The sequence below is a fragment of the Streptomyces sp. NPDC027962 genome, assembly GCF_055566095.1.
This window is the reverse complement of sequence record NZ_JBVHTA010000036.1, coordinates 50,630-75,899: the sequence shown is the minus strand read 5'-3', so window position 1 is coordinate 75,899 and position 25,270 is coordinate 50,630. Positions and strand designations below refer to the sequence as shown.

General features: G+C 71.0%; 22 protein-coding genes and 3 pseudogenes. 14 read left to right on the top strand and 11 right to left on the bottom strand.

Translation table 11 applies throughout. The features are described 5' to 3' along the window. Positions 1-56: 56 nt before the first annotated feature. Positions 57-2,804, bottom strand: coding sequence for a SpoIIE family protein phosphatase (locus ACZ4SA_RS27900; RefSeq protein WP_468279831.1), 2,748 nt, complete (start codon positions 2,802-2,804; stop codon positions 57-59). Positions 2,805-3,119: 315 nt separating this feature from the next. Beyond that, positions 3,120-4,559: a dihydrolipoyl dehydrogenase family protein gene (locus tag ACZ4SA_RS27895; RefSeq protein WP_468279810.1), complete on the bottom strand. Its 1,440-nt coding sequence runs from the start codon at positions 4,557-4,559 to the stop codon at positions 3,120-3,122. Between the two features lie 118 nt (positions 4,560-4,677). Between ACZ4SA_RS27895 and trxA the strand changes: the two genes are divergently transcribed. Then, positions 4,678-5,076, top strand: coding sequence for a thioredoxin (gene trxA / locus ACZ4SA_RS27890; protein WP_468279808.1), 399 nt, complete (start codon positions 4,678-4,680; stop codon positions 5,074-5,076). 172 nt (positions 5,077-5,248) lie between these two features. Here trxA and ACZ4SA_RS27885 read toward each other — a convergent pair whose 3' ends face one another. Then, on the bottom strand, positions 5,249-5,518 hold the full coding sequence (locus ACZ4SA_RS27885; RefSeq protein WP_403864464.1) for a hypothetical protein: 270 nt from the start codon (positions 5,516-5,518) through the stop codon (positions 5,249-5,251). Between the two features lie 63 nt (positions 5,519-5,581). Here ACZ4SA_RS27885 and ACZ4SA_RS27880 point away from each other — a divergent pair, with 63 nt between their 5' ends. Beyond that, the gene (locus tag ACZ4SA_RS27880) at positions 5,582-6,073 is read left to right on the top strand and encodes a type II toxin-antitoxin system PemK/MazF family toxin (RefSeq protein WP_468279804.1); all 492 of its coding nucleotides are present in this window, start codon (positions 5,582-5,584) and stop codon (positions 6,071-6,073) included. A 259-nt stretch (positions 6,074-6,332) separates the two neighbouring features. On the opposite strand, the gene ACZ4SA_RS27875 is transcribed toward ACZ4SA_RS27880, so the two are convergent. After that, on the bottom strand, positions 6,333-6,584 hold the full coding sequence (locus tag ACZ4SA_RS27875; RefSeq protein ID WP_468279801.1) for a poly(ADP-ribose) glycohydrolase domain-containing protein: 252 nt from the start codon (positions 6,582-6,584) through the stop codon (positions 6,333-6,335). 126 nt (positions 6,585-6,710) lie between these two features. Between ACZ4SA_RS27875 and egtA the strand changes: the two genes are divergently transcribed. From egtA to egtD, 4 genes are read left to right on the top strand one after another with little or no spacing between them, the layout of a single operon-like run. Continuing rightward, positions 6,711-7,985: an ergothioneine biosynthesis glutamate--cysteine ligase EgtA gene (egtA, locus tag ACZ4SA_RS27870; RefSeq protein ID WP_468279798.1), complete on the top strand. Its 1,275-nt coding sequence runs from the start codon at positions 6,711-6,713 to the stop codon at positions 7,983-7,985. Then, positions 7,982-9,325, top strand: a complete 1,344-nt coding sequence (gene egtB, locus ACZ4SA_RS27865) for an ergothioneine biosynthesis protein EgtB (protein ID WP_468279794.1) — start codon at positions 7,982-7,984, stop codon at positions 9,323-9,325. Before egtA ends, egtB begins: the two co-directional genes overlap by 4 nt. After that, the gene (egtC, locus tag ACZ4SA_RS27860; RefSeq protein WP_468279791.1) at positions 9,325-10,080 is read left to right on the top strand and encodes an ergothioneine biosynthesis protein EgtC; all 756 of its coding nucleotides are present in this window, start codon (positions 9,325-9,327) and stop codon (positions 10,078-10,080) included. Before egtB ends, egtC begins: the two co-directional genes overlap by 1 nt. Beyond that, positions 10,077-11,039, top strand: coding sequence for an L-histidine N(alpha)-methyltransferase (gene egtD, locus ACZ4SA_RS27855; RefSeq protein ID WP_468279789.1), 963 nt, complete (start codon positions 10,077-10,079; stop codon positions 11,037-11,039). Before egtC ends, egtD begins: the two co-directional genes overlap by 4 nt. Here egtD and ACZ4SA_RS27850 read toward each other — a convergent pair. The 3 genes from ACZ4SA_RS27850 to ACZ4SA_RS27840 form a co-directional block, all read right to left on the bottom strand. Next, entirely contained in the window at positions 10,934-11,803 is an 870-nt protein-coding gene (locus tag ACZ4SA_RS27850; protein WP_468279786.1) for a lysophospholipid acyltransferase family protein, read from the bottom strand. The two genes, egtD and ACZ4SA_RS27850, sit on opposite strands and share 106 nt — an antisense overlap. Further along, complete coding sequence (locus ACZ4SA_RS27845; RefSeq protein ID WP_468279783.1) at positions 11,803-12,669, bottom strand: GNAT family N-acetyltransferase; 867 nt, start codon at positions 12,667-12,669, stop codon at positions 11,803-11,805. Before ACZ4SA_RS27845 ends, ACZ4SA_RS27850 begins: the two co-directional genes overlap by 1 nt. Positions 12,670-12,921: 252 nt before the next feature. Then, positions 12,922-14,169: an extracellular solute-binding protein gene (locus ACZ4SA_RS27840; RefSeq protein WP_468279828.1), complete on the bottom strand. Its 1,248-nt coding sequence runs from the start codon at positions 14,167-14,169 to the stop codon at positions 12,922-12,924. 271 nt (positions 14,170-14,440) lie between these two features. On the opposite strand from ACZ4SA_RS27840, the gene ACZ4SA_RS27835 reads away from it, so the two are divergent. Together ACZ4SA_RS27835 and ACZ4SA_RS27830 are read left to right on the top strand one after the other, a co-directional pair. Next, positions 14,441-15,457, top strand: a complete 1,017-nt coding sequence (locus ACZ4SA_RS27835) for a tetratricopeptide repeat protein (RefSeq protein WP_468279781.1) — start codon at positions 14,441-14,443, stop codon at positions 15,455-15,457. Between the two features lie 198 nt (positions 15,458-15,655). Further along, positions 15,656-15,871 carry a dodecin gene (locus tag ACZ4SA_RS27830; RefSeq protein WP_468279778.1) on the top strand — a complete coding sequence of 72 codons (216 nt, stop codon included), beginning with the start codon at positions 15,656-15,658 and terminating at the stop codon, positions 15,869-15,871. Positions 15,872-15,937: 66 nt separating this feature from the next. Here the strand turns inward: ACZ4SA_RS27830 and ACZ4SA_RS27825 are convergent, their stop codons facing one another. Beyond that, a complete protein-coding gene (locus ACZ4SA_RS27825) occupies positions 15,938-16,432 on the bottom strand; it encodes a phosphatase domain-containing protein (protein ID WP_468279775.1) in 495 nt (164 codons plus the stop codon). Positions 16,433-16,511: 79 nt separating this feature from the next. Between ACZ4SA_RS27825 and ACZ4SA_RS27820 the strand changes: the two are divergent. Next, a pseudogene (locus ACZ4SA_RS27820) lies at positions 16,512-16,856 on the top strand (LLM class flavin-dependent oxidoreductase); the annotation flags it as partial. Between the two features lie 97 nt (positions 16,857-16,953). Further along, positions 16,954-17,205, top strand: a pseudogene (locus ACZ4SA_RS27815) (ABC transporter); the annotation flags it as partial. Positions 17,206-17,211: 6 nt separating this feature from the next. Here the strand turns inward: ACZ4SA_RS27815 and ACZ4SA_RS27810 are convergent. Then, on the bottom strand, positions 17,212-19,227 hold the full coding sequence (locus tag ACZ4SA_RS27810) for a S8 family serine peptidase (RefSeq protein WP_468279772.1): 2,016 nt from the start codon (positions 19,225-19,227) through the stop codon (positions 17,212-17,214). Positions 19,228-19,376: 149 nt separating this feature from the next. Here ACZ4SA_RS27810 and ACZ4SA_RS27805 point away from each other — a divergent pair, with 149 nt between their 5' ends. The 4 genes and pseudogenes from ACZ4SA_RS27805 to ACZ4SA_RS27790 all read left to right on the top strand — a co-directional run. Further along, entirely contained in the window at positions 19,377-19,913 is a 537-nt protein-coding gene (locus ACZ4SA_RS27805; RefSeq protein ID WP_468279769.1) for a hypothetical protein, read from the top strand. A 49-nt stretch (positions 19,914-19,962) separates the two neighbouring features. Then, on the top strand, positions 19,963-20,508 hold the full coding sequence (locus ACZ4SA_RS27800) for a hypothetical protein (RefSeq protein WP_468279767.1): 546 nt from the start codon (positions 19,963-19,965) through the stop codon (positions 20,506-20,508). Between the two features lie 4 nt (positions 20,509-20,512). Then, entirely contained in the window at positions 20,513-21,475 is a 963-nt protein-coding gene (locus ACZ4SA_RS27795) for a peptidase (protein WP_468279764.1), read from the top strand. 346 nt (positions 21,476-21,821) lie between these two features. Beyond that, a pseudogene (locus tag ACZ4SA_RS27790) lies at positions 21,822-22,256 on the top strand (LysR family transcriptional regulator substrate-binding protein); the annotation flags it as partial. 2 nt (positions 22,257-22,258) lie between these two features. On the opposite strand, the gene ACZ4SA_RS27785 reads toward ACZ4SA_RS27790, so the two are convergent. Continuing rightward, positions 22,259-24,421 (bottom strand): putative bifunctional diguanylate cyclase/phosphodiesterase, encoded by a 2,163-nt coding sequence (locus tag ACZ4SA_RS27785; protein WP_468279761.1) that lies wholly within the window; start codon positions 24,419-24,421, stop codon positions 22,259-22,261. Continuing rightward, entirely contained in the window at positions 24,418-25,227 is an 810-nt protein-coding gene (locus tag ACZ4SA_RS27780) for an SAM-dependent methyltransferase (protein WP_468279758.1), read from the bottom strand. Before ACZ4SA_RS27780 ends, ACZ4SA_RS27785 begins: the two co-directional genes overlap by 4 nt. Positions 25,228-25,270 lie beyond the last annotated feature (43 nt).

The following is a 25,270-nucleotide window of genomic DNA, read 5'->3' as shown; positions in this document are numbered from 1 at the left end:
GGGAGTTGATCCAGGTGCGCCGGTGTGTTGCTCCCCGGGAGCTGCCGGTCCGGCAGCTAGGGTTCCCCGTCGAGGGCGTCGAAGGCGTCGAAGGCGTCGAGCCACCCTGTGCCGTCCACGTTCCCGTCGGATCGTGGCAGCGCGAGTTCCGCCCAGATGACCTTCCCCTGGGGGGTGTAGCGCGTGCCCCAGCGCTCGGCCATTTGCGCGATGAGGAACAGGCCGCGGCCTCCTTCGTCCATCGTGGCCGCGTACCGCAGATGGGGCGCAGTGCTACTGCCGTCAGCCACCTCGCAGGTCAGGGTGCGGTCGCGCAGCAGTCGCATCGTGACCGGCGCCGAGCCGTAGCGGACGGCGTTGGTGAGCAACTCGCTGATCACCAACTCCATGGCGAACGCGAGTTCGGACAGACCCCAGTCGTCCAGCTTCTCGGCAACGGCGGCGCGCATCCCTGCCACGGCGGCGGGCTCGAACGGCATGTCCCAACGGGCGACCTGGTCGGCAGGGATCGCCCGTGTGCGGGCGATGAGGAGCGCCACGTCGTCCTTCGGCCGGTCGGGCAGGAGCGCATCGAGCACCGCCTGGCAGCTCGCCTCCGGCGGCCTTTCGGGATGGGACGCCAGGGCCTGACGCAGCATCTCGATCCCGACGTCGATGTCCCGGGTGCGCTCCTCGATGAGCCCGTCGGTGTAGAGGACGAGTTGCGTTCCCTCTGCCAGTTCCAGTTCAGCGGTCTCGAAGGGCATACCGCCCAGGCCCAGGGGCGGCCCGGCCGGCAGATCGGGGAACGTCACGCTTCCGTCAAGGTGGACCAGTGCGGGCAAGGGGTGTCCGGCCCGCGCCATGGCGCAGTGGCGGGAGACAGGATCGTAGATCGCGTACAGGCAGGTGGCACCCATGACCCCCGCACCGGCGGCCTCCTCCGCCTCCTCATGGTCGAGGCGCCCCACCAGGTCGTCGAGGTGGCTGAGGATCTCGTCGGGCGGCAGGTCGAGTGTGGAGAAGTTCTGGACTGCCGTGCGCAGACGTCCCATCGTGGCCGCTGCGTGCAGGCCGTGGCCCACGACATCCCCGACGACCAGTGCCACGCGACTGCCCGGCAGCGGAATCACATCGAACCAGTCACCGCTCACACCGGAGAGCGCGGGCTCGTAGCGGTGGGCGACATCCAGGGCACCCTGCCTGGGCAGGGCCCGCGGCAGCAGGCTGCGCTGCAGAGTCACGGCCAGGGTGTGCTCACGGGTGTAGCGGCGGGCGTTGTCCATGCTGACCGCCGCCCGCGCGACCAGCTCTTCGGCCAGGGACAGGTCGTCCTCCTCGAACGGCTGAGGCTCCTCAGAGCGCCAGAAGTTGGCCATGCCCAGGACGACGCCCCGCGCCTGGAGGGGCACCGTGATCAGCGAATGGATGCCGTACTCCATGATCTGCCGTGTCCGCTCCGGGTCCTGGGCATGCCAGCCGGTCGCGGCGGACAGGTCGGGCACCAGCTCCGACCTGCCACTGCCGAAAGCTCGCGCCTGTGGTGTGGAGGGGAGGAAGTCGATCAGGCGGTCGAGTTCATAGAGGGGATGATCGTCCCGGATGCCGTGGACGGCGGTGCGGCGCATGTCCGTCCCGGTACCGGACGGCTCCTCCCCACGCAGGACCGGGTCGGCCAGATCGACGGTGACGAAATCGGCAAACCGGGGGACCGCGACCTTCGCCAGTTCCTCGGCCGTGCGCACCACATCGAGAGTGGTACCGACGCCGAGCCCGGCGTCGTAGAGCAGTTTCAGCCGCTCGCGGGCAGTCTTCGCCCTGCCGGACAGCGCCCGCAGCTCCGTGGAGTCACGCAAGGTCACGACCGTCCCTTTGGGGCCACCGTGGCGGTCCGTGGGCCGTTGGTTCACGGCAAGCAGCCGCTCCCCCGCCGGATGCACCTCGTCCACGGCCACGCGGCCCGAGGTCAGCAGCTCCATCGTGCCGGGATCAAGGTTGTGCAGCTCCGAGACGGGCCGGCCCTCGGCATCGGGGGGCAGTCCCAGCAGCCGTCTGGCCTCGTCGTTCGCCAGCAGAAGCTGACCGTTGGTGTCGACGATGAGCACACCTTCGCGGACAGCGTGCAGCACTGCGTCGTGATGCTCGTACATGCGGGTCATCTCGGCCGGGCCCAGACGGTGGGTCTGTCGCCGCAGTCGCCTGGCCACCAGCGCCGTCCCGACCGTGGCCACGACGAGAGCGGCGGCTCCGGCGCCGAAGATGATCGGCAGCTGTCGCTCCACCACGTCGGTCACGTTCTTGACCGTCAAGCCGGCGGACACCAGGGCCACGACCTTGCCCTGGTCGTCGCGGACTGGAACGACTGCCTGTACCTCGTGGCCGAGCGGGCCGTCGACGCTCTCCGTGTACACGCGGCCGGCCACCGAGGGCTCGATGGTGCCGACGAACCTCTTCCCGATCCGGTCCGGCTGGGGATGCGTGTAGCGGATCCCCTTCGTGTCCATCACCACGATGAAGTCGACGCCGGCCGCCTTGCGCGCCGCCTCGGTGAGAGGCTGGAGATCCTTGGACGGATCGGGGGCCTCCAGCGCGTCCAGGACGCCCGGCGAGTTGGCAAACGTCTCTGCGACGGCGATGGAACGGCGCTTCGCCTCCATGTCGCTGTCGTGTCGGGACTGAAGCACGAGCGCCAGCACCGCGGTCGCCACGAGCAGCACCGCCACAACCACCTGCAGGGCGAAGACCTGTCCGGCGAGGCTCCGGGGATGCTTGTCGGTCAGTGACCGAACCGGTGCGCTCCGGAAACGGCCGAAACGTGTGACCACAATCACCTTTCTAACACCTCGGGGTGCTCCGCGGCCAAACCGGCAACAGCGTTGCGTTCTTGGAGTCGGCGTACGGGTTCTGCCTGTTCACGGAGTCTGTCGGGCTGACGCACCGGCCCAGGCACGGGTACTGCCCGTGGGACCGCCGGCACACCTTGCCTGATCCCGTACTGGTCTGCTCGCTCAGCCACGAGCCGCATACGGCCCCGCTCACGGAGGAGTTGTGCCTTGCTTTCGACGACAAGCACATGCCCACCAGCAGCGAGCGACTGCGGGCGGGAGCGCTGCTCCCGCCCCGCAGGCCGCGGCCCCGGGTCATCCCGCCCGGTACGTCTCCAGCAGCCGCAGCCAGATCTCACTGATCGTCGGGTACGACGGAACCGCGTGCCACAGCCGTTCGATCGGCACCTCCCCGGCCACCGCGATCGTGGCGGAGTGCAGCAGTTCGCCGACGCCTGGGCCGACGAAGGTGACGCCGAGGAGGATCTCCCGGTCGAGGTCGACGACCATACGGGCGTGACCGCGGTAGTTCTCCGCGTAGAGTCCGGCGCCGGCGACCGACGCCAGATCGTGGTCGACGGCGCGCACCCGGTGCCCGGCCTGCTCCGCCTCGGCGAGCGACAGCCCCACCGCCGCGGCCTCCGGGTCGGTGAACACGACCTGCGGCACGGCGGCGTGGTCGGCCGTCGCGCTGTGCGCACCCCAGCGGTCGGTCTCCAGCAGGGGTACGTGCTGGGCCCTTGCCGCGATGGCGGCTCCCGCGATACGCGCCTGGTACTTGCCCTGATGTGTCAGCAGCGCGCGGTGGTTGACGTCGCCGACCGCGTACAGCCACTCGCTGCCCTTCACCCGGCAGCTGTCGTCGACTGTCAGCCATGAGCCGGGCTCCAGGCCCACGGTTTCCAGTCCGATGGTGTCGGTGCGCGGTGCGCGTCCCGTGGCGATGAGCACATCGTCCGCCTCTATGCGTTCGCCGTCGCCGAGCACGAGCGTGGCGGGTCCGGAGCCGCCGCCGCCCCGGCGTTCGACAGCGGTCACTTCGGTGTCGGTCCGGATCGTGGCGCCTGCTTCTGTGAGGGCTTCGGCGACGTGTTCGCCGACGAACGGTTCCATCCGGGGCAGCAGCCCCGGCCCGCGTACGAGCATGGTCACTTGTGAGCCGAGCGCCTGCCAGGCGGTGGCCATCTCCACGCCGACCACTCCGCCGCCGACGACCGCCAGCCGCCCGGGCGCCTCGCGGGCGCTGGTGGCCTCGCGGCTCGTCCACGCGCCGGCACCGGCGAGACCAGGGATGTCGGGCAGGACGGCGCGGCTGCCGGTGCTCACCACGACGGCGTGCCGGGCGGTGAGCGTGTGGTGCTCGCCCTCCGGGCCGTGCACCACCACCTTCCTGGCGCCGTGCAGAACGCCGCGGCCGCGGTAGACCCGGGCGCCGATGGAGTCAAGCCAGGCCACTTGGCCGTCGTCCTTCCAGTGCGAGGTCTGCTCGTCGCGCCGGGCCAGTACGGCCGGGGTGTCGAGGGGCCCCCGCACCGCGCCGCTCAGGCCGGGCAGCCTGCGCGCGTCGGCTCGCGCGATAACCGGGCGCAGCAGCGCCTTGCTGGGCATGCAGGCCCAGTAGGAGCATTCGCCGCCGATGAGTTCGCTCTCCACCACCGCGGTGCTCAGACCCGCCGCTCTGGTCCGGTCCGCCACGTTCTCCCCGACCGGGCCCGCCCCCAGCACTACGACGTCGTATTCCACAGCTCGAGTCATAGGGCCAGTCTGATCCGGGGTGTGCGTCCTGGCCACATGGGCAGGGGCAGGAATAGCACGGCCCCGGGCACCGTTGTGCGGGGCGAGTCCGCCGGACATCAGGAAGAGGTAGCACGTCATGAGCACCGTTGAGCTCACCAAGGAAAACTTCGATCAGGTCGTGACCGACAGCGACTTCGTCCTGATCGATTTCTGGGCTTCCTGGTGTGGTCCCTGCCGCCAGTTCGCGCCGGTCTTCGAGAGTGCGTCGGAGCGCCACGCCGATCTGGTGTTCGCGAAGGTCGACACCGAGGCCCAGCAGGAGCTCGCCGCGGCTTTCGAGATCCGCTCCATCCCCACCCTGATGATCGTGCGCGACAACGTCGCCGTCTTCGCCCAGCCCGGCGCGCTGCCGGAGGCATCGCTGGAGGATGTCATCGGGCAGGCACGCGCGCTGGACATGGACGAGGTCCGCAAGTCGATCGAAGAAGCCCAGAAGGGGGCTGCTGCTCCTGACGGCGGCCCGGCCGGGGCCTGATCCGACCGAGGGGCCTTCTTGGCCGAAAGGCTTGTCGGCTTACGCGAAGTCGTACCGTGAGCCGCACTGTGGGCGCGTGTGCCGGGCCGGTGCCCGGCGCACGCGCCCACGGCCGTTCGTCGGAGGTGGCGATGCGGCCGTGACCGGCTACAACTCGTCCGGCCGTGACCCGCTACAGCTCGTCCGCGTCCACGACCTTCGCCACCAGCCCCAGCGACAGTTCCGCGCCGTCCACCAGCAGGGCCTCCACCGCCCGGGTCTCCGGGTCGATGTCCACCTCCACACCGTCGCCCACGTAGCGCGGGAAGCCGGACGCGCCCAACTCGCCGGTGGCGTCCACGACCGCCGCGCGGATGGCGTCCTGGCTGAGCAGGGCGGTGTCGTGTCCTTCGACGTGTTCGGGGATCACGAGGATCCCGAACCGCTGCGGTTGTGTGCTCATGGAGGCGACGCTAGACACCCACCGCCCCGGCCGCATGTCGCCCACGGGGACTACGGTGGCCCGATGACGTTCTCCTCCGCCTCCTCCGATCCCCGCTCGCACGGCTCCGTGCGCTCCGACGGCGCCGCGGATTCGCCCGGCAGGTCCGGCCGGTCGGCCACGACCGAGGCCGATCCCCTGCAGGTCGGGCCGGTGCGTACGTCGTACGCCCCGGCTCGCGACGGCGATCCCGATCCGGGCGAGATCGTGTGGACCTGGGTGCCGTACGAGGAGAACGACGGCCGTGGCAAGGACCGGCCGGTGCTGGTGGTGGCAAGGGAGGCGGCGGGGACCCTGCTGGCCCTGCAGCTGTCCAGCAAGCGCCACGACCACGACCACGAGTGGGTGCCGATCGGTCTCGGGCCCTGGGACAGCGCCGGGCGGGAGTCGTGGGTGGATCTGGACCGCGTCCTGCGCGTGCACGAGGCGGGGATGCGCCGCGAGGCGTGCGCGCTGGACCGGCCGCGCTTCGACCGGGTCGTGGGGCGACTGCGCGAGCGCTACGGCTGGGGCTGAGCCCCGGCCGCGCCGCACCGGTCACCGAGGGGTCCGGTCGCCGCACCTCCTCCAAGAGCCGGTCACCGAGGGTCCGCTCGCCGCACCGGTCACCAAGAACCCGGTCACCAGGGCTCCGGTCCGCGAAGGTCCGGCGGGACGCGGCCGGTGTCGACGAGGCAGCGGCGCGGTCCAGCACGGCGAAGACGATCTCGTCGAAGTGGCCGGCGAACCGAGGTGGCCGCCGCCCGGGTTGCGGGCGGAGGGAAGTTCAGGACGGTCACGGCCCCGGTCCCGCGGCCGTGAGTCGGCGGGCCGCCTCGATGCTGCTCTCGCCGGTGGCCTCGAAGCGGGTGGCGCGGCCGGTGTCCGGTGTCACCGCCACGGGACCGGGGCCGTACCTCCGGGTGCCTGCGCGAGCATCGGCGATTTCCTCGCCGATGCGCACCCCGCGTCCGTCCGGAAGCCGGTACACGCCCTCCTCGAGGATTTCCTCCGTCTGTTTCGCGATCCCCCGCAATCGTGCACGCATGACCGACATATTCCGGAACCGCAGGCGGCGGCGGCAAACACATTTCCGCTCCTCAGAGGGACTCTTGTGCGAACCGGCGGCTGTGGCCTTAGGTTGGCAGAGACCCTTCGACCGGAGGAGCCGATCATGCACCCACCCGATACGGGCGACCTCGACCGTCCGATATCCGAGGACGATGCCGAGGACCTGCTCCGATGTATCTGCTTCAAGACCGGCCCGCCCCACGCCCTCGGTGTGGAACTGGAGTGGCTGATCCATGAACGGGAGAGGCCCGAGAAACGCGTGGCACCCGACCGCCTCGAGGCCGCCTACGACGACGTACGTGCCCTGACTCTGAACTCCGCTCTGACCTTCGAGCCCGGCGGCCAGCTGGAACTCAGCTCGCGACCCGCCGCCTCCCTGATGGAGTGCATCGACTCCACAGCCGCCGACCTGGACGCCGTAAGAGAAGCGCTCCGCCCGGCGGACCTCATGCTCAACGGCCTGGGCCTCGATCCCTGGCATCCGCCCCGCCGCTTGCTCCGTGAACCGCGCTACGACGCGATGGAAACGTATCTCGACCGCTCCGGCCCCTTCGGCCGCAGCATGATGTGCAGTTCCGCCTCCATCCAGGTCAGTCTCGACGCCGGCGAGGAGGAGCCGGGACCGCTCGGCCACGGCCGTCGCTGGCGTCTCGCGCACCTGATCGGGGCGGTGTTGCTGGCCACCTTCGCCAACTCCCCTGTGATGCAGGGGCGTCGGACCGGTTGGCGTTCCACGCGCCAGGCTGTGTGGAACATGCTCGACCCCGTACGCCCCATGGCGCCGCCCCTGGACGCGGAGCCGCGTTCCGCGTGGGCCGCGCATGCCCTGGACGCGCCCGTGATGTGCGTGCGCATGCCGGAAGGGCCCTGGTCGCTGCCGGACGGGCTGACCTTCCGGGGCTGGCTGCGCTCCGGCGCGCCGAGGGCGGCGACCGTCGAGGACCTCCGGTACCACCTCACAACGCTGTTCCCGCCCGTACGCCCCCGGGGTCATCTGGAGTTGCGCATGATCGACGCGCAGCCCGGGGAGGACGGCTGGATGGTGCCGCTCGCGGTGACCGCGGCCGTGTTCGACGATCCGGAGGCGGCGGAGACCGTGTACCGCGCGCTCAAGCCGCTCGCCGAGTACACGGGTGTTCCCGCCGCGCCGCGCAACCCGCTGTGGGTGGCGGCCGCGCGCCACGGTCTGGCCGATCAGGAGCTGCACGCCGCGGCGATGACCTGCTTCGCCGCCGCGCTGGAGGCACTGGAGCGCATCGGTGCATCCACGCCGGTGCGCGACGCGGTCGCCGACTTCAACGAGCGCCACGTGCTGCGGGGCCGATGCCCCGCCGACGATCTGCGCATCCCCTCGATGGTGAAGGACCTTGGGACATGACCGACGAACTGCGCCGTCAGGCTCTCGATGCGCTGACCCGGGCCCGCAGCCGCACCGCCGCTCTCACCTCGTGCGTCGACGACCCCGAACTGACCACCCAGCACTCCCCGTTGATGTCGCCGCTGGTCTGGGACCTGGCCCACATCGGCAATCAGGAGGAGCAGTGGCTGCTGCGCACGGTGGGCGGGAGGGAGCCGCTGCGGCCCGAGATCGACTCCCTCTACGACGCGTTCGAGCATCCCCGCGCGAAGCGCCCCACCCTGCCGCTGCTGCCCCCCGCGGAGGCCCGCGTCTACGCCTCCGACGTCCGCGGCCGGGTGCTGGACGTCCTGGAGCGGACACCGCTCGAGGGCGGCCCGCTGGTCGACGCGGGTTTTGCCTTCGGGATGATCGCCCAGCACGAACAGCAGCACGACGAAACGATGCTGATCACCCATCAGCTGCGTAAGGGGCCGGCCGCGCTCTCGGCTCCCGAGCCGCCCGTCCATGACCGCGGACCGCTGCCGCGCGAGGTACTGGTCCCCGGCGGTCCTTTCACCATGGGAACGTCCACCGAGCCGTGGGCGCTGGACAACGAGCGGCCCGCGCACCGCCGGATCGTGCCGGCCTTCCACATCGACACGGTTCCGGTGACCTGCGGCGAGTACCAGGCATTCATTGAGGACGGCGGCTACCGGGAGCGGCTCTGGTGGGCCGACCAGGGCTGGAACCAGATCAGGCAGCACGACATCGGCGCACCGCTGTTCTGGCGGCGGGACGGCGGAGTGTGGATGCGCCGCCGCTTCGGCATGGTGGAGGAGGTGCGGCCGGAGGAGCCTGTGCTGCATGTGAGCTGGTACGAGGCGGATGCCTACGCCCGCTGGGCGGGGCGCCGGCTGCCCACGGAGGCCGAGTGGGAGAAGGCCGCCCGGCACGATCCGCGCACCGGGACGGACCGCCGCTATCCGTGGGGCGACGAGGACCCGACCCCGTCGCACGCCAACCTCGGCCAGCGCCATCTGCGGCCCGCGGCGGCCGGCAGCTATCCGGAGGGCGCGTCGCCGCTGGGCGTACGGCAGTTGATCGGCGACGTGTGGGAGTGGACCTCGAGCGACTTCCAGCCGTACCCCGGTTTCGCGGCGTTCCCGTACCGGGAGTACTCGGAGGTGTTCTTCGGCAGCGAGCACAAGGTGCTGCGCGGCGGTTCGTTCGCGGTGGACCGGGTCGCCTGCCGTGGCACCTTCCGCAACTGGGACCTTCCGGTACGCCGCCAGATCTTCGCCGGCTTCCGCACGGCACGGGACGCGGAAGCGGACGGCGGCCCGGACGTGCACCGCGGTCGTGACGGGAGCAGGGCCTGATGTGCCGTCATATCGCGGCACTCGGACCGCCGGAGCCGCTCGGCACGCTGCTCGTCGAGCCGGCGCACGGCCTGCTGCACCAGTCGTGGGCGCCGCGCCGGCAGCGGTACGGCACGGTCAACGCCGACGGTTTCGGGGTCGGCTGGTACGCCGAGGGCGATCCCGTACCGGCCAGATACCGGCGTGCGGGGCCGATCTGGGCCGATCTCTCGTTCACGGACCTGGCCCGCGTGGTGCGCAGCACCGCCGTGCTCGCGGCCGTACGCGACGCCACCGCGCCGGGCGCGGACGGCGAGGCGGCGGCAGCGCCCTTCGCCTCCGGGCCGTGGCTGTTCAGTCACAACGGCGCGGTGCGGGAGTGGCCCGCCTCGATGGGCGCGCTCGCCGCGGTGCTGCCCGCGGACGAGCTGCTGTCGATGGAGGCGCGCAACGACTCCGCCCTGCTGTGGGCGCTGGTGCTGCACCGGCTGCGCGCGGGCGACAGCCTCGGTCGGGCACTCGCCGACACCGTCCGCGACACGGCCGCGGCGGCGCCGGGCTCCCGGCTGAACCTGCTCCTGACGGACGGCACGACGATCGCCGCGACCGCCTGGGGCGACACCCTCTGGTATCTCACCGAACCCGGCCGACGCACGGTCGTGGCCTCCGAACCGTACGACGACGATCCCCTCTGGCAGGAGGCGCCCGATCGCACCGTGCTCATCGCGACACGCGCCGACGTCCTGCTGACCGAGCTCAAGGAGCCGACCCAGTGAGCCCGTTCCTGCTGACGCGCACCCTGCCCGTGGACGCGACGGACGCCGCGCTGAGGGCCGATGTGCTGCACGGCCTGACCCGTACGCCCAAGTCCCTGCCGCCCAAGTGGTTCTACGACGCCCGCGGCAGCGAACTCTTCGAGGAGATCACCCGGCTCCCCGAGTACTATCCGACCCGTGCGGAGCGGGAGATCCTGGCCGCCCGGGCGCCTGAGATCGCGGCGGCGACGGGCGCGCGGACCCTCGTGGAGCTCGGGTCCGGCTCCTCGGAGAAGGCCCGTTTCCTGCTGGACGCACTGCCCGAGCTGCACAGTTACGTTCCGGTGGACGTGAGCGAGAGCGCGCTCACGGGCGCGGCCGAGGCGCTGCTCGCCGAACGGCCGGAGCTGAACGTGCACGCCCTGATCGCCGACTTCACCCGGGGGCTGGCCCTGCCGGGCACGCCCGGGCCGCGGCTCGTCGCGTTCCTGGGCGGCACGATCGGCAATCTGCTGCCGGCCGAGCGGGCCGTGTTCCTGCGGTCGGTGCGCGCCCTGCTGGACCCGGGCGACTTCCTGCTGCTGGGGACGGACCTGGTGAAGGACGAGTCGGTGCTGGTCCGCGCCTACGACGACGCGGCAGGGGTGACGGCCGCGTTCAACAAGAACGTCCTCGCGGTGCTCGCGCGGGAGCTGGACGCGGACGTCGATCCCGGCGACTTCGAGCATGTGGCGCTGTGGGACCGCGACAACGAATGGATCGAGATGCGGCTGCGGGCACGCTCGGCCCTGACGGTCAAGATTCCCGAACTGGATCTGCTGGTGCCGTTCGAGGCGGGCGAGGAACTGCGCACAGAGGTGTCCGCGAAGTTCCGTCAGGACGGTGTACGCAAGGAACTCGCCGAGGCAGGCATGGATCTGACGCACTGGTGGACCGACGAGGAAGGGCGGTTCGCGCTCTCCCTCGCGACGGCGAGTTGAGCCGCCCGGGCGAGTGAGCGGCGGTCGGGGAAGGCCCCGGGGAGGATCGGCGGCAGCAGCCGGATCTCCGCGGTGAGCCCGCCGGCCGCCGCGACCCGGCGCAGGGACACGAGCAGCGGATCGTCACCGACGAACGCCGCCGCTCCGGTCGGCAGATAGCTGATGCGTACGGGCTGGACGGTGGCACCCGCGTCCAGGGCCGCCTGGAAGGCCGCATGACGGAACCGGCCCTGGCTGCGGCCGCACCAGGTGGAGCCCTCCGGGAAGACGACGACACGCGCACCGCTGCGCAGCGCCGCCGCCATCGACACCACGGTGCCGGGCAGGGTTCGCAGCCGGTCCCGTTCCACGAAGAGGGTGCCGCCTCGGGCCGCGAGCGGGCCGAGGACCGGCCAGCCTCGCACCTCGCTCTTGGCCAGCATCCGACCGGGCAGCACAGCAGCCACCAGAGGGATGTCCAGCCAGGAGATGTGGTTGGCGACGACCAGTGACGCCCGCCGGTCGTGGGGGACGCCGACGATACGCACCCGTACGCCGAAGGCGCGCAGCACGGCGCGCGACCAGCAGCGGGTCAGCCGGTGCCGGAACGCGGTGCCGAAGAGCCGGCCGAGCAGCGCCGCCACCGGGGCGAGCAGTACGCCGACGGTGACGGCCGCGACGCCCGCCAGCAGTCGCAGGGCCATGACGGCCGGGCCGGCCACGGGTCCGTGGTGGGTGGCGCACCCTTCGGGCGTGCAGGGCGCGCTGGGCAGCCAGACGCTCATCACACCGGTGCGAGGGAGAGGAAGTGCCGCAGGTAGCGGGGGTGGGTACGGCGCAGTGACAGCAGCACGTAGAGGTCGGCGACATTGAAGTCGACGTCGTGGGCGGGCGCGCCGCACACCCACGCGCCGAGCCGGATGTAGCCGCGGAGCAGCGGCGGCAGCTCGGTGCGTCCGGCGGGGCGGGCCGCGGTGTCGGCGTTCCAGAGCTTGTGCGGCGTGACCCAGTATTCCTCGGGTGCGAGGTGCTTGGTCCGCACGGTGTCCCAGGTCGCCGCCGCGAGGGCGCCGCCGTCGGCGAGGGGGATGGAGCAGCAGCCGGCAAGCCAGTTGTGGCCGGTGCGGGTCATGTAGCGGGCCAGGCCCGCCCAGATGAGGGCGATCACGGCGCCGTTGCGGTGCAGGGGGTGGACACAGGAGCGGCCGACCTCGACGAGGTCGCCGCGGATCGGGTCGAGCCGGGTGAGGTCGAACTCGCCCTCGGAGTAGAGGCGTCCGGCGATCCGGGCGCGCCCGGGCGGAAGCAGCCGGTAGGTGCCGACCACGTCGCCGGTCTCCGCCTCGCGGACGAGCAGGTGGTCGCAGTAGGCGTCGAAGGCGTCCGAGTCGAGGCCCGGCTCCGGTCCGTCGAGCCGGGCGCCCATCTCCCCCGCGAACACCTGGTGACGCAGCCGCTGCGCGGCACGCACCTCTTCCTGGTCCCGAGCGAGCGAGACGACATAGCGGGGCTCGTCACCCTCCTGAGCGGGTACGAGGGCGGACGCGGGCGCCTGGGGGGCGGCTGCCGGGGCCTGGGCATGCGCATGAGCGGACTGGAAGCGCGCCTGGGTGGGCAGCGGGGCGGGGACGACGAGCGGCGATGCGGGCATGGCGGTCTCCTGGGCCGGGAGGAAGGGACGGACCGCGGGTGCGGCGGCCCGGCTCCTTGTTTCTTCCGCGGCTGACTGGATTCGACATGACCGCCCGGCGGAGAGCGGATGTGAGAACGCTGAATGCCGGGCTTTGCGGTCCGGCGTCCGCTCCGCCGGTGCACTGCCCGCGCGCCCGGTCCACCGGATTCCCGGCGGTGCCTCGCCCCGGCTCGACCGGTCCGCCGGTCCCCCCCGCCCCCGCCCGACCGGTCAGGGGGTCAGCGCCGCCGTGATCCTGCTCGAGGCGGCGCGGGCCGCGCGGGCGGGGTCCTGGCCCTGGAGGACGGCCGTCATGTAGGGCTTGATCGGGTTGTCGGCCTCGACGTCGGCCCACTGCGGTGAACTGGGCGTGGCCCGGCCGCGCGCGGCACCGGCAGCCATCGCGGCGGTGCCCTCGTTGCCCTCGATGACGCCTGCCAGCGTGGTCTTGTTGGGCACGTAGTTCATCGTCAGGGCGAGCTCGGTCTGCCACTCCTCGCTCGCGAGAGCCTTCACGACCTCCACGCCGGCGGATCTCTCCCGTGCGTTCTCGGGCACGATCAGGTCCGAACCTCCGATGAAGACGGCGCCCGGCGCCTCCGACGTCCTGCCCGGCACCGGGAAGAAGCCGAGCTTCCCCTCGAGTACGGGGTTGGTCTTCTCAATGAGGGGCACCGCGCTCGGCAGGGAGATGATCTGGGCGACGTCGCCCTTCGCGAAGACCTCGGCCTGGGGCGGTGTGACTTCGTCGGCGTCCTTCGGCCCGTCGCCGTGCGACTGGAGCCGCTTGTAGAAGTCCATGCCGCGCAGGGCCGCCTCGGTGTGGAGCGCGCCCTCCCAGTTGCCGCCCTTCTCGACGGCCAGTTGTCCGCCGTCCTCCCAGATGAAGCCGGCGAGGGTGTACCAGTCCTGACCCGACAGATAGATGCCCTGCTGACCGCCGCCGTCGAGCTTCTCGGAGATCTCCAGCCACTCGGCGCGGTCCTGCGGCGGCTCGGTGATGCCCGCCTCGGCGAACAGTTCCTTGTTGTAGATGACGACGCGGTTGGCGGCGTACCAGGGAATGCCGTACTGGGAGCCGTTGACGCTGCCCGGCTCCGCGAGGCCCGGCAGCCATTCCTCGTTGCCGAGGTCACGGACGGACTCGAGGGTCAGGTCGCGCAGGCCGTTGCTCTGCGCGTACTGGGCGACCTGCGTGTTGCCCACCTCGATGACCTCAGGTGCGTCGTCGCTCCTGATCGCCTCCATGACCTTCTTGCCGATGCCCGTCCACTCCTGGGTCGTCACCCGCAGATCGACGGACGGGTGCTGCTTCTCGTACTCGGAGGTGAACCGCTCGAGGAACTCCTCGGAAACGCTGTCCTGCATCAGCCAGATGTCGACGGTGCTCTTCTCCGAACCGCCGGGGAGGACTCCGCAGCCGCTGAGCGTTATGGCGCAAACAAGCGCGGTGGACAGGGCGTACCAGCGATTCTTCACGTAGGTCACCTTCAGCGTGGGCATGGAGGATGGACCCGACGAGGGGGAAGCGCACGGCGCTCGCACGGGCGTGTTGGCTGGATTTTGGTCTGCACCAATACTCCGGTCAAGACCCGGACACCTCGGTGCCCCCTACGCCTGGATGATGACCGGCCGTCGCGGTGTAGCACTTCGGGGCTACCCGAAGACACATAGGGAGGCTGATCCGCCGAACCTCCTTTGCCTCGTAGCTTCTTGATCGAACCCCCCACGGTCAGGAGGCCACTTCCACATGTACGGCAAGGCATTCGCCCCCGAGTACCAGGGCGAGATGGGTGCGGCTCTCAGCGTGAACTCCTCCTACGACGAGGTTCTCGCCACCGCGGAGCGTGCGCGGCGCGACGCGGTCACCGACCTGGAGAGAGCCCGTGCCGCCCTGGCGCTCGCCGAGGCCAACCGGCGCCTGGGGCGGGCCGCGGAGGCGCGGGCCGCCTGGCGCGACAGTTACCGTTGCGCGCGGCAGGCCGGGGACACGGCGGGGATGGCGTGGGCGCTGTGGAGCGGCGGGACGCTCGCCCGTCAGTGCGGCACACTTTCACTCGCTCGACGGCTGCTCTCCGCGGCCGTCGCCTTCGCCGACGCCTGTGGTGAGCGTCTCGCGCACGGCTACGCGCTCGCCGGGCTCGCGGAGACCGGACGGATACAGGGGGACTACGCCGCCGTCGCCGACCTGCACGAGCAGCTCCTCCAGCAGGCGCGGGCCCACGGCGAGGCACGCCACATGGTGTGGGCGATGTCCGGCATAGCCCAGATGCACCGGAACACAGGCGAGCACGGAAAGGCCCTTGAGCTGTTCACCGAGTGCGTGGCCATCGCGGCCGAGGCGGACGACGCGCGGGGCAGGGCGTGGTCGCTGCGCGGGATGGCGGACGTGCTGTCCCTGCGCGGCGAGACGGCCCGGGCGCTCGACCTGCTCACCGAGGCGGAGGCCGTCTGCCGGGAACTGGAGCTGGCAGGCGCACTGGCCTACAACCACAAGATGCGCGGCAACGTGCTGTTCCGTGCCGCCCGCTACGAGGAAGCGTGCACGTCCTACGCGGTGGCGCTGCGTGAGTTCCGCGGCATGCACGAGGCGCGGGGAACGGCGCTGGCGCGGCTGGGCCTTGCCAAGTCCCGCGCTCGGCGAGGCCGCCCCCGGGCGGCAACTCTCGCCGAACTGGCTGAGCTGGAAAGTGAGTTCGCCCGGATCGGGCTGCGGCAGGCCCGGCAGGCCGTCGTCGCGTTCCGCTCCGAGCTGGCTGCTGCCTGACCGCACGCCGCGCGGTGCAGGAAGGCACCGCGCGCCGCACGGGCACATCCGGCGCCACCGGCAGAAGACCCGCCGGGCGCGATCACACCGTCAGTGAGCTCGGCGGCCGGCAGCCGCACGGCACCGGGCCCGACGCCTCGCGGGAAGCCCCCTCCTGGGGCACCGTGGAGTGAACGCATCGAGAGGAGCGCGACACCCATGTCGAACCACACCTACCGAGTCACCGAGATCGTCGGCACGTCCCCCGACGGTGTCGACCAGGCCATCCGGAACGGGATCTCGCGGGCGTCGCAGACCTTGCGGGGCCTCGACTGGTTCGAGGTGACGCAGGTCCGCGGGCACATCGTCGACGGGCAGATCGAGCACTACCAGGTCGGCCTGAAGGTCGGATTCCGCCTCGAGGACGGCGCCTGACGGACACCCGTTCGGCCAGCCGGGCGCGAGGGTGCCGCGAGCCTCAGGTGCGGGCATGCGGACGCCTCAGGTGCGGCCCTCGCGCTCCTGGGCCTCCCGCATCGCGGGGGTGGTACTCGCTGTTCCCCAGCGTGCCCTCACCACCCGGAACCCGGCGTGCTCCGCGTCCTGGCAGACCAGCTCGTCGTCGTCGACCAGCATGCTGATCTCGCGATCGCGTCCGAGCCGCCGGAGGATCTCCAGCTTGGTCCTGCGGGCCGGCCTCCGGTCGTCGTTGCGCCGCATGAAGATCCGCCCCTCGGGCAGCCCCTGGGCTGCGAGCCAGTCCACGGTGTCCGCTCTGCACCGCTCGGGCCTGCCCGTCAGGTAGAGCACCTCGCACTCCTGTGCGGCCCGCAGGCACAGCGCCACACCTTCGGCGAGCGGCGGGTCCTCGGGTGCGGCGGCGAAGAAGGCGCTCCACGCGCGTGGCGTGCGCTCCAGCAGATGCTGGCGGTGACCGGAATCGGAGAGCGTGCCGTCGAGGTCGAATACGGCCAGGGGCCTGTTGCTGCGTATCACGCCGACCACCCTAGGGCCGGCACATCCCGGGCGGGGCGACGCCGGGGAATCCTCACGGGCCGAGGGCGTTGAACGGGACGTGAGCTCATTGACCGCATCGACCCGTCTGTCCGTGCTCGACCGTTCCCGCACCCGCGAGGGGTTCGACGACCCTGCCGCGCTGCGTGACACCGTGCGCCTCTCCCAGCAGGTCGAGGCGCTCGGCTACCACCGTTTCCGGGTCTCGGAGCATCACGACGTCCCGGGCGTCGCCGGTTCCGCGCCGACCGTGCTCGCGGCCGCTGTCGCCGCCGCGACGACGACGATCCGGGTCGGGACCGGCGGGATCATGCCGCCCAACCACCAACCGCTGGTCGTGGCGGAGCAGTTCGGTGTGCTGGAGTTCCTGTTCCCTGGCCGGAGCGACATGGGGCGCCCGAGAGCCCGGCGACACGAGCGAGGCGCCGCAGACAGTCCACCAGCGCCACACGGTCGTACGTACTCGTCGTGACCAGCGCCTCGTCCGCGCCGCTCTCCGTGACCACGGCCTGGGCCGCGTGCACAGCACTACGGAGGAACTGCTGGTGCCCGAACCGTCGCTGTCGATCCGCGAGGGCGCGATCGCGGCCTGGCCCGGCGCATGGCAGGGCAAGAACCTGCGCGACGTGCTGGACGCACTCGGTTACGACGTGGACCGGCCGTGGCGGGAGCTGGAGCAGGAGGACAGGGACTGGATCCCGTTCACGGAAGAGCAGCCGGTCGTCACGGTGCATCGGGTCCCACGACGCGGCCGTGATGTATCAGCTGGTGACCTTTCCGGTGGTGACCAGGGCGAAGTCAGCGTCGGTCGCGGGGGTTTCCACATGTCCGTCCACGTTGACCTGGCTGGCGACGACCTCGATCGTCCAGGTGCCGGCGGCCGGGTTCTGGATGAAGACGTTCTCGACGGTGTCGATCGTGTTCGCCGAGCCACCCGGGGTTGACCAGTTGCCTGCGGCGAGCCCGTTGTTGCCCCAGTACACGGTGCCGTCCGGGGCGGTGAGCTTCAGGGTCAGGTCGTTGACCCGCGCCTGGGCCGCCGACGGGGAGCCCATCGGGTCGGTGTAGGCCATGGTCGCCTTCAGCGGCTCGCTGCCGTCGGTGGTCAGTGTGTACGTCGCGCTCTGGCCCTGTGTGAGCACGTCGGTCTCGTCGACCAGGATCGGCAGCTGCCAGTTGTTGCCCTCTGCCTGCTGGTACAGGTTGCCGGCGCTGGCCGAACCCCAGCCCTGCTTCATTCGGGCCAGGTCGTGGGACTCGCCCGTGAAGGCGTACTGGTCGGCCGAGTTGATCAACAACGCCTTCGCGGTGGCGGCATGTGGGCGGGTCGCGAAGACGTCGCGGTCCAGACCGGGGCCGCCGTCGAAGACTCCGTCGGCCCACATCTGGAAGATGAGGCCCGCATATCCGCAGGTGATCGGGGTGGAGGCGCTGGTGCCGCTGAACGTGCCGGTGTATGCGGCGTCGCCGCCGCTCGCGGTGGTGTGGACCGCGTCGTAGTAGTTCGACAGGTCGGGCTTGATCCGCCCGTCCGCGGCAGGGCCGATGCTCGCGCCGCCGTTCCACGCGTCATCGGCGCGGGAGACGGTGTCGTAGTGGTACGTGCCGCCGACGGACACCACGTTCTTCGCCCACGCCTGGGGCCGGGCAGAGCGGTTACCGGTGTTGCCCTGGGTCTGGCAGATCAGGATGTCGTGGTCGAAGACGATGTCGTCCATCGCCGCTGACGTCGAGTTGTAGCCGAACGTCAGCGCGCTGCCCCAACTGTTGGACTGGAACACCGCCCGGTAGGGGCCCGCCGGGTCGACGAGCTCCGCGGTGTGCGCCCACCGGTCGGACACCTTGCTGTAGGCGGCGAAGATGGGCTGGGCCTGGGGGAGCAGACCGCGGGCGTTGGCGTTGACTCCGGAGGAGAAGATCTGCCCGTACGTCGAGGTGCCGTGGCTCGTGCTGGTGGTGTTGGCGGTGTGCATGATCGGCGGGAACGCCGCGAACTCTTGGTGCGTGGTGCGCAGCCCGGTGTCCATCACCTCACCGCGTACGCCTTGGCCGAGGTAGCCCCCCGCGGTCTCGACCGCGTTGGCGCCGCCCGCGACGCGCGCGTTGTTCATGTCCACTTGGGGTGCCGTCCAGAGGTCGAGCGCGAGCACCGCGTCCAGGTGCGTCACGGCAAGTGCCTGCGCCGGCTCCAGGGTTGCCTCGATCAGTTGCCGGCTCGCCGATGCGACGTGCACGTTCCCGCCGATCGCCCTGATCCGCTCGACTACCGCCCGTTGGTCGGCGGCGTCCCGTTCCACGAGCGTGATGAGGTATCGGCGGGTGCTCGACGGCACGGCCCCGCCTTCGACCTTGTCGCCGGCGTCGTACCGGCCGACCCATCGCACGAACGGCAGCGCGGCGACCCGCCCTCGGGTCCCCGCGTCCATTCGCACCACGTACGCCGCGTCGGGAATGTAGGCCCCGATCCGGGCACCGAGGGCCGCCAGCGCGGCGCGATGGCTGTCGAGCGGCGTGGTCGTGAACTGGACCAGGTACGCGCGGCCTTCCTCCGACCGTAGGGTTCCTTGCGGCCGGGTGGTTTCCGCCTCCGGTGTGGCCGGATCAAACGTACGGGTGCGCAGCCGGATGAGCGTGGGTTCGTGGTCATCGCTGACGCTGACGAGCCGGGTTGATTCCGTGCGGCCGTGGTGCGCCGGCATGGACAGGGCGGGGCTGGCGGCGGCGACGAGGACCAGGGCGATGACGGTGTACGTCGCGGTGCGCGCGGACTTGCGCATGGGGGCTCCTGGACGAGGATCTGCCGAGTGGTGCGGATGAGCGAAACCGGTCGAGGAACGCTAACCGGTCGCGGCCAGACAGAAACCGGCTGAACGGGTGATGATGGATCAAAAGCACCCGCGGCGGGATCTATAGTCGCGGCGTGCAAATGGTGGGGATGCTTATGGGCGTCGCGTCGGTGGTCGTGGTGACGGTGCTGCCCGGCGCAGCAGCGCCGGTGGCGAGTCACGCTTCGGGAGGCATCGCGCAGCCGCCGGGCACACTGTCGATCACCGTGCCGGCCGCGGTGAATCTCGGCACGGCCTTCCCTGGTTCATCGATCAGCCGACAGCTCGGTCAAGTCCAGGTGTCGGACAGGCGGGGTGGGCCGAACGCGGTCTGGACCGCGACGGTGGCGGCGAGCGACTTCACGACACCGGGCGGCGGCGCCGCCCGGCAGGTCCCCAGGAGCCAGTTCTCGTACTGGTCGAGTCAGGCCACCAGAACCACGGGCCCCGGCACCCGTGTACCGGGCCAGGCCACGAGCGCGCAGGCGCAGAGCCTGAGCGTCTCGCGTACGGCGTTCGCCAAGACGTCGGGCAGCGGGAACAACACCACCGCCTGGCAGCCGATACTGATCGTCGCGGTGCCCGCGACCGTCGTGGGCGGTACCTACACCGGGACAGTCACCCACTCAGTCGCATGAAGCACGCTCAATACTGATATGCCCTCACATACAGAGCTACGGTGTTTCAGTGAGCAGAAGACCTTTGATTTCATGTGTCATTGCCGCCGCCGTGGTCGGGGCGGCACCGTTGCCTGCGGTCGCCCAGCCGTCGGGGGACACGACCGTCACGTTCACCGTGGCCACGGCGGACCTCACGATCGAGGTGCCCTCCTCGCGCGACCTGGGCTCCGGGTTCCCGGGGCAGACGGTCAGCGGTCAGCTCGGCACCGTGACGGTGGACGACCAGCGGGCCGCGGCGAACGCCACATGGACAGCGTCGGTGGTCTCGACCCAGTTCGACACCGGAACGGACGATCCGACCGAGGTCATCGTGCCGAACCTGGTGGAATACTGGTCCGGACAGGCGACCGCCACCACCGGCACGGGCACCTTCGTGCCCGGCCAGCCCACACATGGCGACCGGCAAAGCATGGCGCAGCCACGCACCGCGTTCTCCAAGACCTCGGGCAGCGGAAACAACAGCGCCAGCTGGAACCCCACCCTCGAGATCAGGATCCCGCAGGATGCCGTCGGCGGGCTCTACAGCGGGACGGTGACCCATTCGGTGGCGTGAGCCCGTGGGTGGACTGTTCCTTGCCGTGTCACTGCTCGTCGGATCACTCGCGCCGCCCGTGGCCGCGCAGACGCCGCAGCGGTCGTCCGACGGCGCGAGCGTCGGCATCCGGCTCGTCGACGCACCGGTCAGCCGCCGCGACGACGAGCGCGCCCACCGCTACATCATCGATCACATCCAACCGGGCGAGCAGATCCGCAGGCGGATCGCGGTCACCAACCTGTCGGACACGCGCCACCGCGTACACCTCTACCCCGCGGCCGCAGCGGTCCAGAAGGACGGCTTCACCTTCGCCCACGACCGTACCGGCAACGAGCTCACCAGATGGGTGACGCTCGAGCACAGCGAACTCGTCCTGGAACCCGACGAGACGGCGAAAGTGTGGACCGAGATCACCGTCGCGAACGATGCGACCGGAGGCGAACACTACGGCGTCATCTGGGCGCAGATCACTCCCCAGCACGCCCCCTCGAAGCAGGTACGCCACGCGGCCCGCGCCGGGGTACGCATCTATCTCTCCGTCGGTCCCGGCGGCGAACCGCGCTCCGACTTCCGCATCGAAGACCTGACCGGTGCCCGCGCCGCCAACGGCGCACCGATGGTCACGGCCCAAGTGAAGAACACCGGCGGCCGGGCCCTCGACCTCGCGGGCAAGCTCACCCTGTCAAACGGGCCAGGCGGCGCGTTCGCGGGCCCGTTCAACGTCAAGGCAGCCACGATCGGCCCAGGCCGCTCGGCAATCGCGAACACCCCACTCGATCCAGGGCTGCCAGCCGGTGCGTGGACCGCACGACTGACCCTCACCAGCGGACTCGTCACACGCGAGGCCACCGGCCGCATCACCATCGACACGCCACAGCGCGACGAAAGCCCCCAGCTGGCCGTGCTCACGCTCGGCGGCCTCGCCTCTGTTGCCGCAGCACTGCTCGCCGCGTACGCATACCGCCGCCACAACCACTCGCGCTGACCGGGCCGCACCGCATGCCGGAGCGCGGCGTCAGGACATTCACCTCGGCACGCCGCATTCGCTTCGGCCATACCCTCCCGGAGGCGGCATACCCGCTCAACGACGGTCGGGGATCAGAAACACGTACTCACCCGCCATGACCTGCGCGGGCTCACCACCAGGCTGCGCCATTCGGTGCTCACCGCGGTGACAGGTGTGTCGCTCCGGGAAGTCGACGCCGGTCGGCTCCGTGACCGCCGAACTGCCCGGTGTGGAGCGCCTGGTGACGGTGGACCTGTCAGGGCGAGGGCTTCATCTCCGTGGAGCTGCTGTTCCTGCCCAGCACGTACGCGCCCCTGCCCGGACTGCGGCGGCGCCCGCGCTCACCACAGTCGGACTGCTCCAGGAGGACCTCGCCGTGGTGTCCTCCCCCGCATCCGAGCCCCCGCGCAGCCCGGTGCGGATCGCCGACCTCGCGGGCCGGCCGCTGGTGATGTTCCGGCACGGCTACGACCTGCGGGAGCTGACCGTGGCGGCCTGCCGCGCCGAGGGTTTCGAGCCCTCGTTCACGGTGGAGGACGGGGAGATGGACGCCGTGCCGGGCTTCGTTCGGGCGGGGCTCGGCGTCGCCGTAGTGCCCGGCATGCTCGCGGACCGGGCCGGCGACGGGCTGCGGGTCACCCCGCTCGCCCGCCCCGGTCTGCGCCGCACCATCGCCCTCGCGCACCGCAGCGACGTCGCCCCGCCCCGTGCCGCCCGCGAGCTGCAGCGGATGCTGCTGACCACGCGCGCGGCACCCTGACGTCAGACCGCGTCGGCCAGGACCAGCGTGTGGATCCGGTCCGGAGCGCCGGGCCTGGCGTAGTACCAGCCCTGGGCGGTGTCGCAGCCGATCTCACGCAGTTGCTCGGCCTGCGCGCCGGTCTCCACGCCCTCCACCGTGACGGCGAGTTCCAGACTGTGCGCCAGCGAGACGATGCCCTCGACGATCTTGAGGTCGACGGGATCGGCGGGATGGCGCTGCATGCCCTGGGTGAAGGAACGGTCCAGCTTGAGCACACTCACCGGCAGCCGCCGCAGATTGGCGAGATTGGAGTACCCGGTGCCGAAGTCGTCGAGCGCGATGTCCACGCCCATCTCCGCGAGCTGCCGCAGCGGCTTGAGCAGATCCTCGTCGGCGCCGATGAGCGCCGATTCCGTGACCTCCAGGCACAGCGCGCCCGGCTCGAGGCCCGACCGCTCGAGCACGCCGACGGTGTCGGTCACCAGCCCCGGATGCTGGAGCTGGGCGGGCGAGAGGTTGACGTTGATCCGCAGCGGCCCGCCGTCGGAGTGCCGCTTCTTCCAGAACCGGGCCTGGCGTACGGCCTCCTCGAGCACCCAGCGGCCCAGCGGCACGATCAGCCCGGTGCGCTCCGCGAGCGGTATGAACCGGTCGGGCCCGAGCACCCCGTGCTGCGGATGGCACCAGCGCACCAGCGCCTCGGCGCCGTGCACACTGCCGTCACCGAGGTGCACCAGCGGCTGGTACTCGATGAAGAACTCACCGCGCTCCAGAGCGGCGGGCAACGCGTTGGTCAGCCCGTGCCGGGTGATGGCGCGGGCGTCGGCCTCCGGGTCGGCCAGCTCGTACCGGTTGCCGCCCGCCGACTTGGCCCGGTACATGGTGATGTCGGCGCTGCGCAGCACTTCGGCGCTGGTGCGCTCGCCGGCCGGCCCCTCGACGATGCCGATGCTGCCGCGCACCGTGAACTCCCGGCCGTCCACGCAGATCGGGGTGGCAAGGGCTCCGAGGATGCGGGCGGCGAGCTCGTCGACCTCGCGCTGGGTGTCGGGTCCGGTGGTCAGCGCGACGAACTCGTCGCCTCCGAGGCGGGCGACCATCTCGCCCGGCGCGGTGGCGCAGCTCTGCAGCCGGTCCGCGACCTCCACCAGCAGCCGGTCGCCGGTGGCGTGGCCGAGGCTGTCGTTGATGGTCTTGAATCCGTCGAGGTCGAGATAGCACAGCCCGAATCGGGCGCCGTCCGCCGCGCCGACGGCCTTCTCCAGACGCTCGAAAAACAGGGTGCGGTTGGGCAGGCCGGTCAGTGCGTCGTGCGTGGCCTCGTACCGCAGCCGCAGATTGAGCAGCCGGCGCTCCGTGGTGTCCTCGAACAGCGCGAGCTGGTACTGCGGTTGCCCGTCGGCGTCGCGCAGCAGGGAGACGGTCAGATTGGTCCACAGGACGGTGCCGTCATTGCGGTAGAACGGCTTCTCGACCCGGTAGTGCTCACGCTCCCCGTTCACCAGCTCCCGGTAGAGCTCCCACACCTGCGGCCGGTCCTCTGGGTGCGCCCAGTCGGTGACCTTGCGGCCGCGGACGTGGTTCTCGAGCCCGCCGAACATCTGGGTCAGCGTGTCGTTGACCTCGAGCACATTGCCCTCGAGATCGGCGATCCCGATTCCGATCGCGGCGCCCTCGAAGACCGCCCGGAAGCGGGCCTCGGTGGCGTGCATGGCCTGCATCGCCTCACTGCGTGCCAGCAGCGACGAGCGGGCGATGGCCTCCTGCTCGGCCAGCGTGCGCTCCCGCAGCGCCTGGGCGAACCCCGATGCGAGCGCGTGCTGCAGCCGTGCGCAGCGTGCCCGGTGCTCCTCCGTGGACTGCCCCGATTCGCCGCAGTACAGCACCAGATAGGCGTCGACCACACCGAGCGTGCGGCTGAGCGCGTCCGGGTCGGTGCAGTGCGCGCGGACCAGAGCGGCGCCCACACCGTGGGCGGCCTGGGCGGTGAACGGCCGCGCGTGCAGTGCCTCGCTCAACTCGCGTGCCAGCGGCAGCAGATGCTGTTCGAACTCGGGGCGGGTCATCGACGTGGCGGTGGCCGGGAAGATGGCCCGGCTCCAGATCGTCGCGAACCGCCTGATCCGGTCGTCCAGGGCGTCCTGGTCGCCCGTGGCCGCGGCCGTCTGTGTCGATTGCTTCACGCCTTTCGCCCCACCCCGGCGAAGCCGGAGAAGGCAAACGGGTCCTCCTGGTCGACGGGCCCGTCGGGCCGCCAGCGAGGCATGGGCACCAGGCCCGGTTCGACCACCGTGAACCCCTGGAAGAACGTCGCGATCTCCTCGCGCGAGCGCATCACCAGCGGGTTGCGGATGTCGCGGTAGACCTCGACCGCCCCGCCGGCCCGTTCGGCCGGCACCGGGATGCCCTCGAAGGAGGCGTGGGTGAGGAGGATCAGGCTGCCGGGGGCCAGCGCGTCGCGCAGCTCGGCCACCGCCGCCCCGGGGTCGTCCTTGTCCTCGAGGAAGTGCAGTACGGCGACGAGGAGGAGCGCCACCGGCTGCTCCAGGTCGAGCAGCGCGGCCTCGGGGCTCTCGAGTATCTGGCGTGGCTTGCGCAGATCGGCGGCGACGACGCCCGACCGTTCGTCGCCTTCGAGTACGGCGCGGCTGTGGGCGACCGCCACGGGATCGTGGTCGACGTAGAGCACCCGGGCCTCGGGAGTGGCCTTGCGGGCGACTTCGTGGACATTCCCGAACGTCGGAATGCCCGAGCCGATGTCGAGGAACTGAGTGATGCCCTCCGCCACTGCGAAATTGACCGCACGGCGCATGAAGGCACGGTTCGCCTGCATGATCTTGGGGAGCCCCGGCAGGAACTCCATGGCCTTGCGCGCGGCCTCCCTGTCGACCTCGAAATTGTGCGAGCCGCCCAGGTAGAAGTCGTAAATGCGGGACACACTCGGCACCGATATGTCGATGCCTTGCGGGGCCCAGGCCGGACGCTCCATCGATGTCTCCAACTAGTCGCCGCGGGGGAGTCCGGCCAAGACC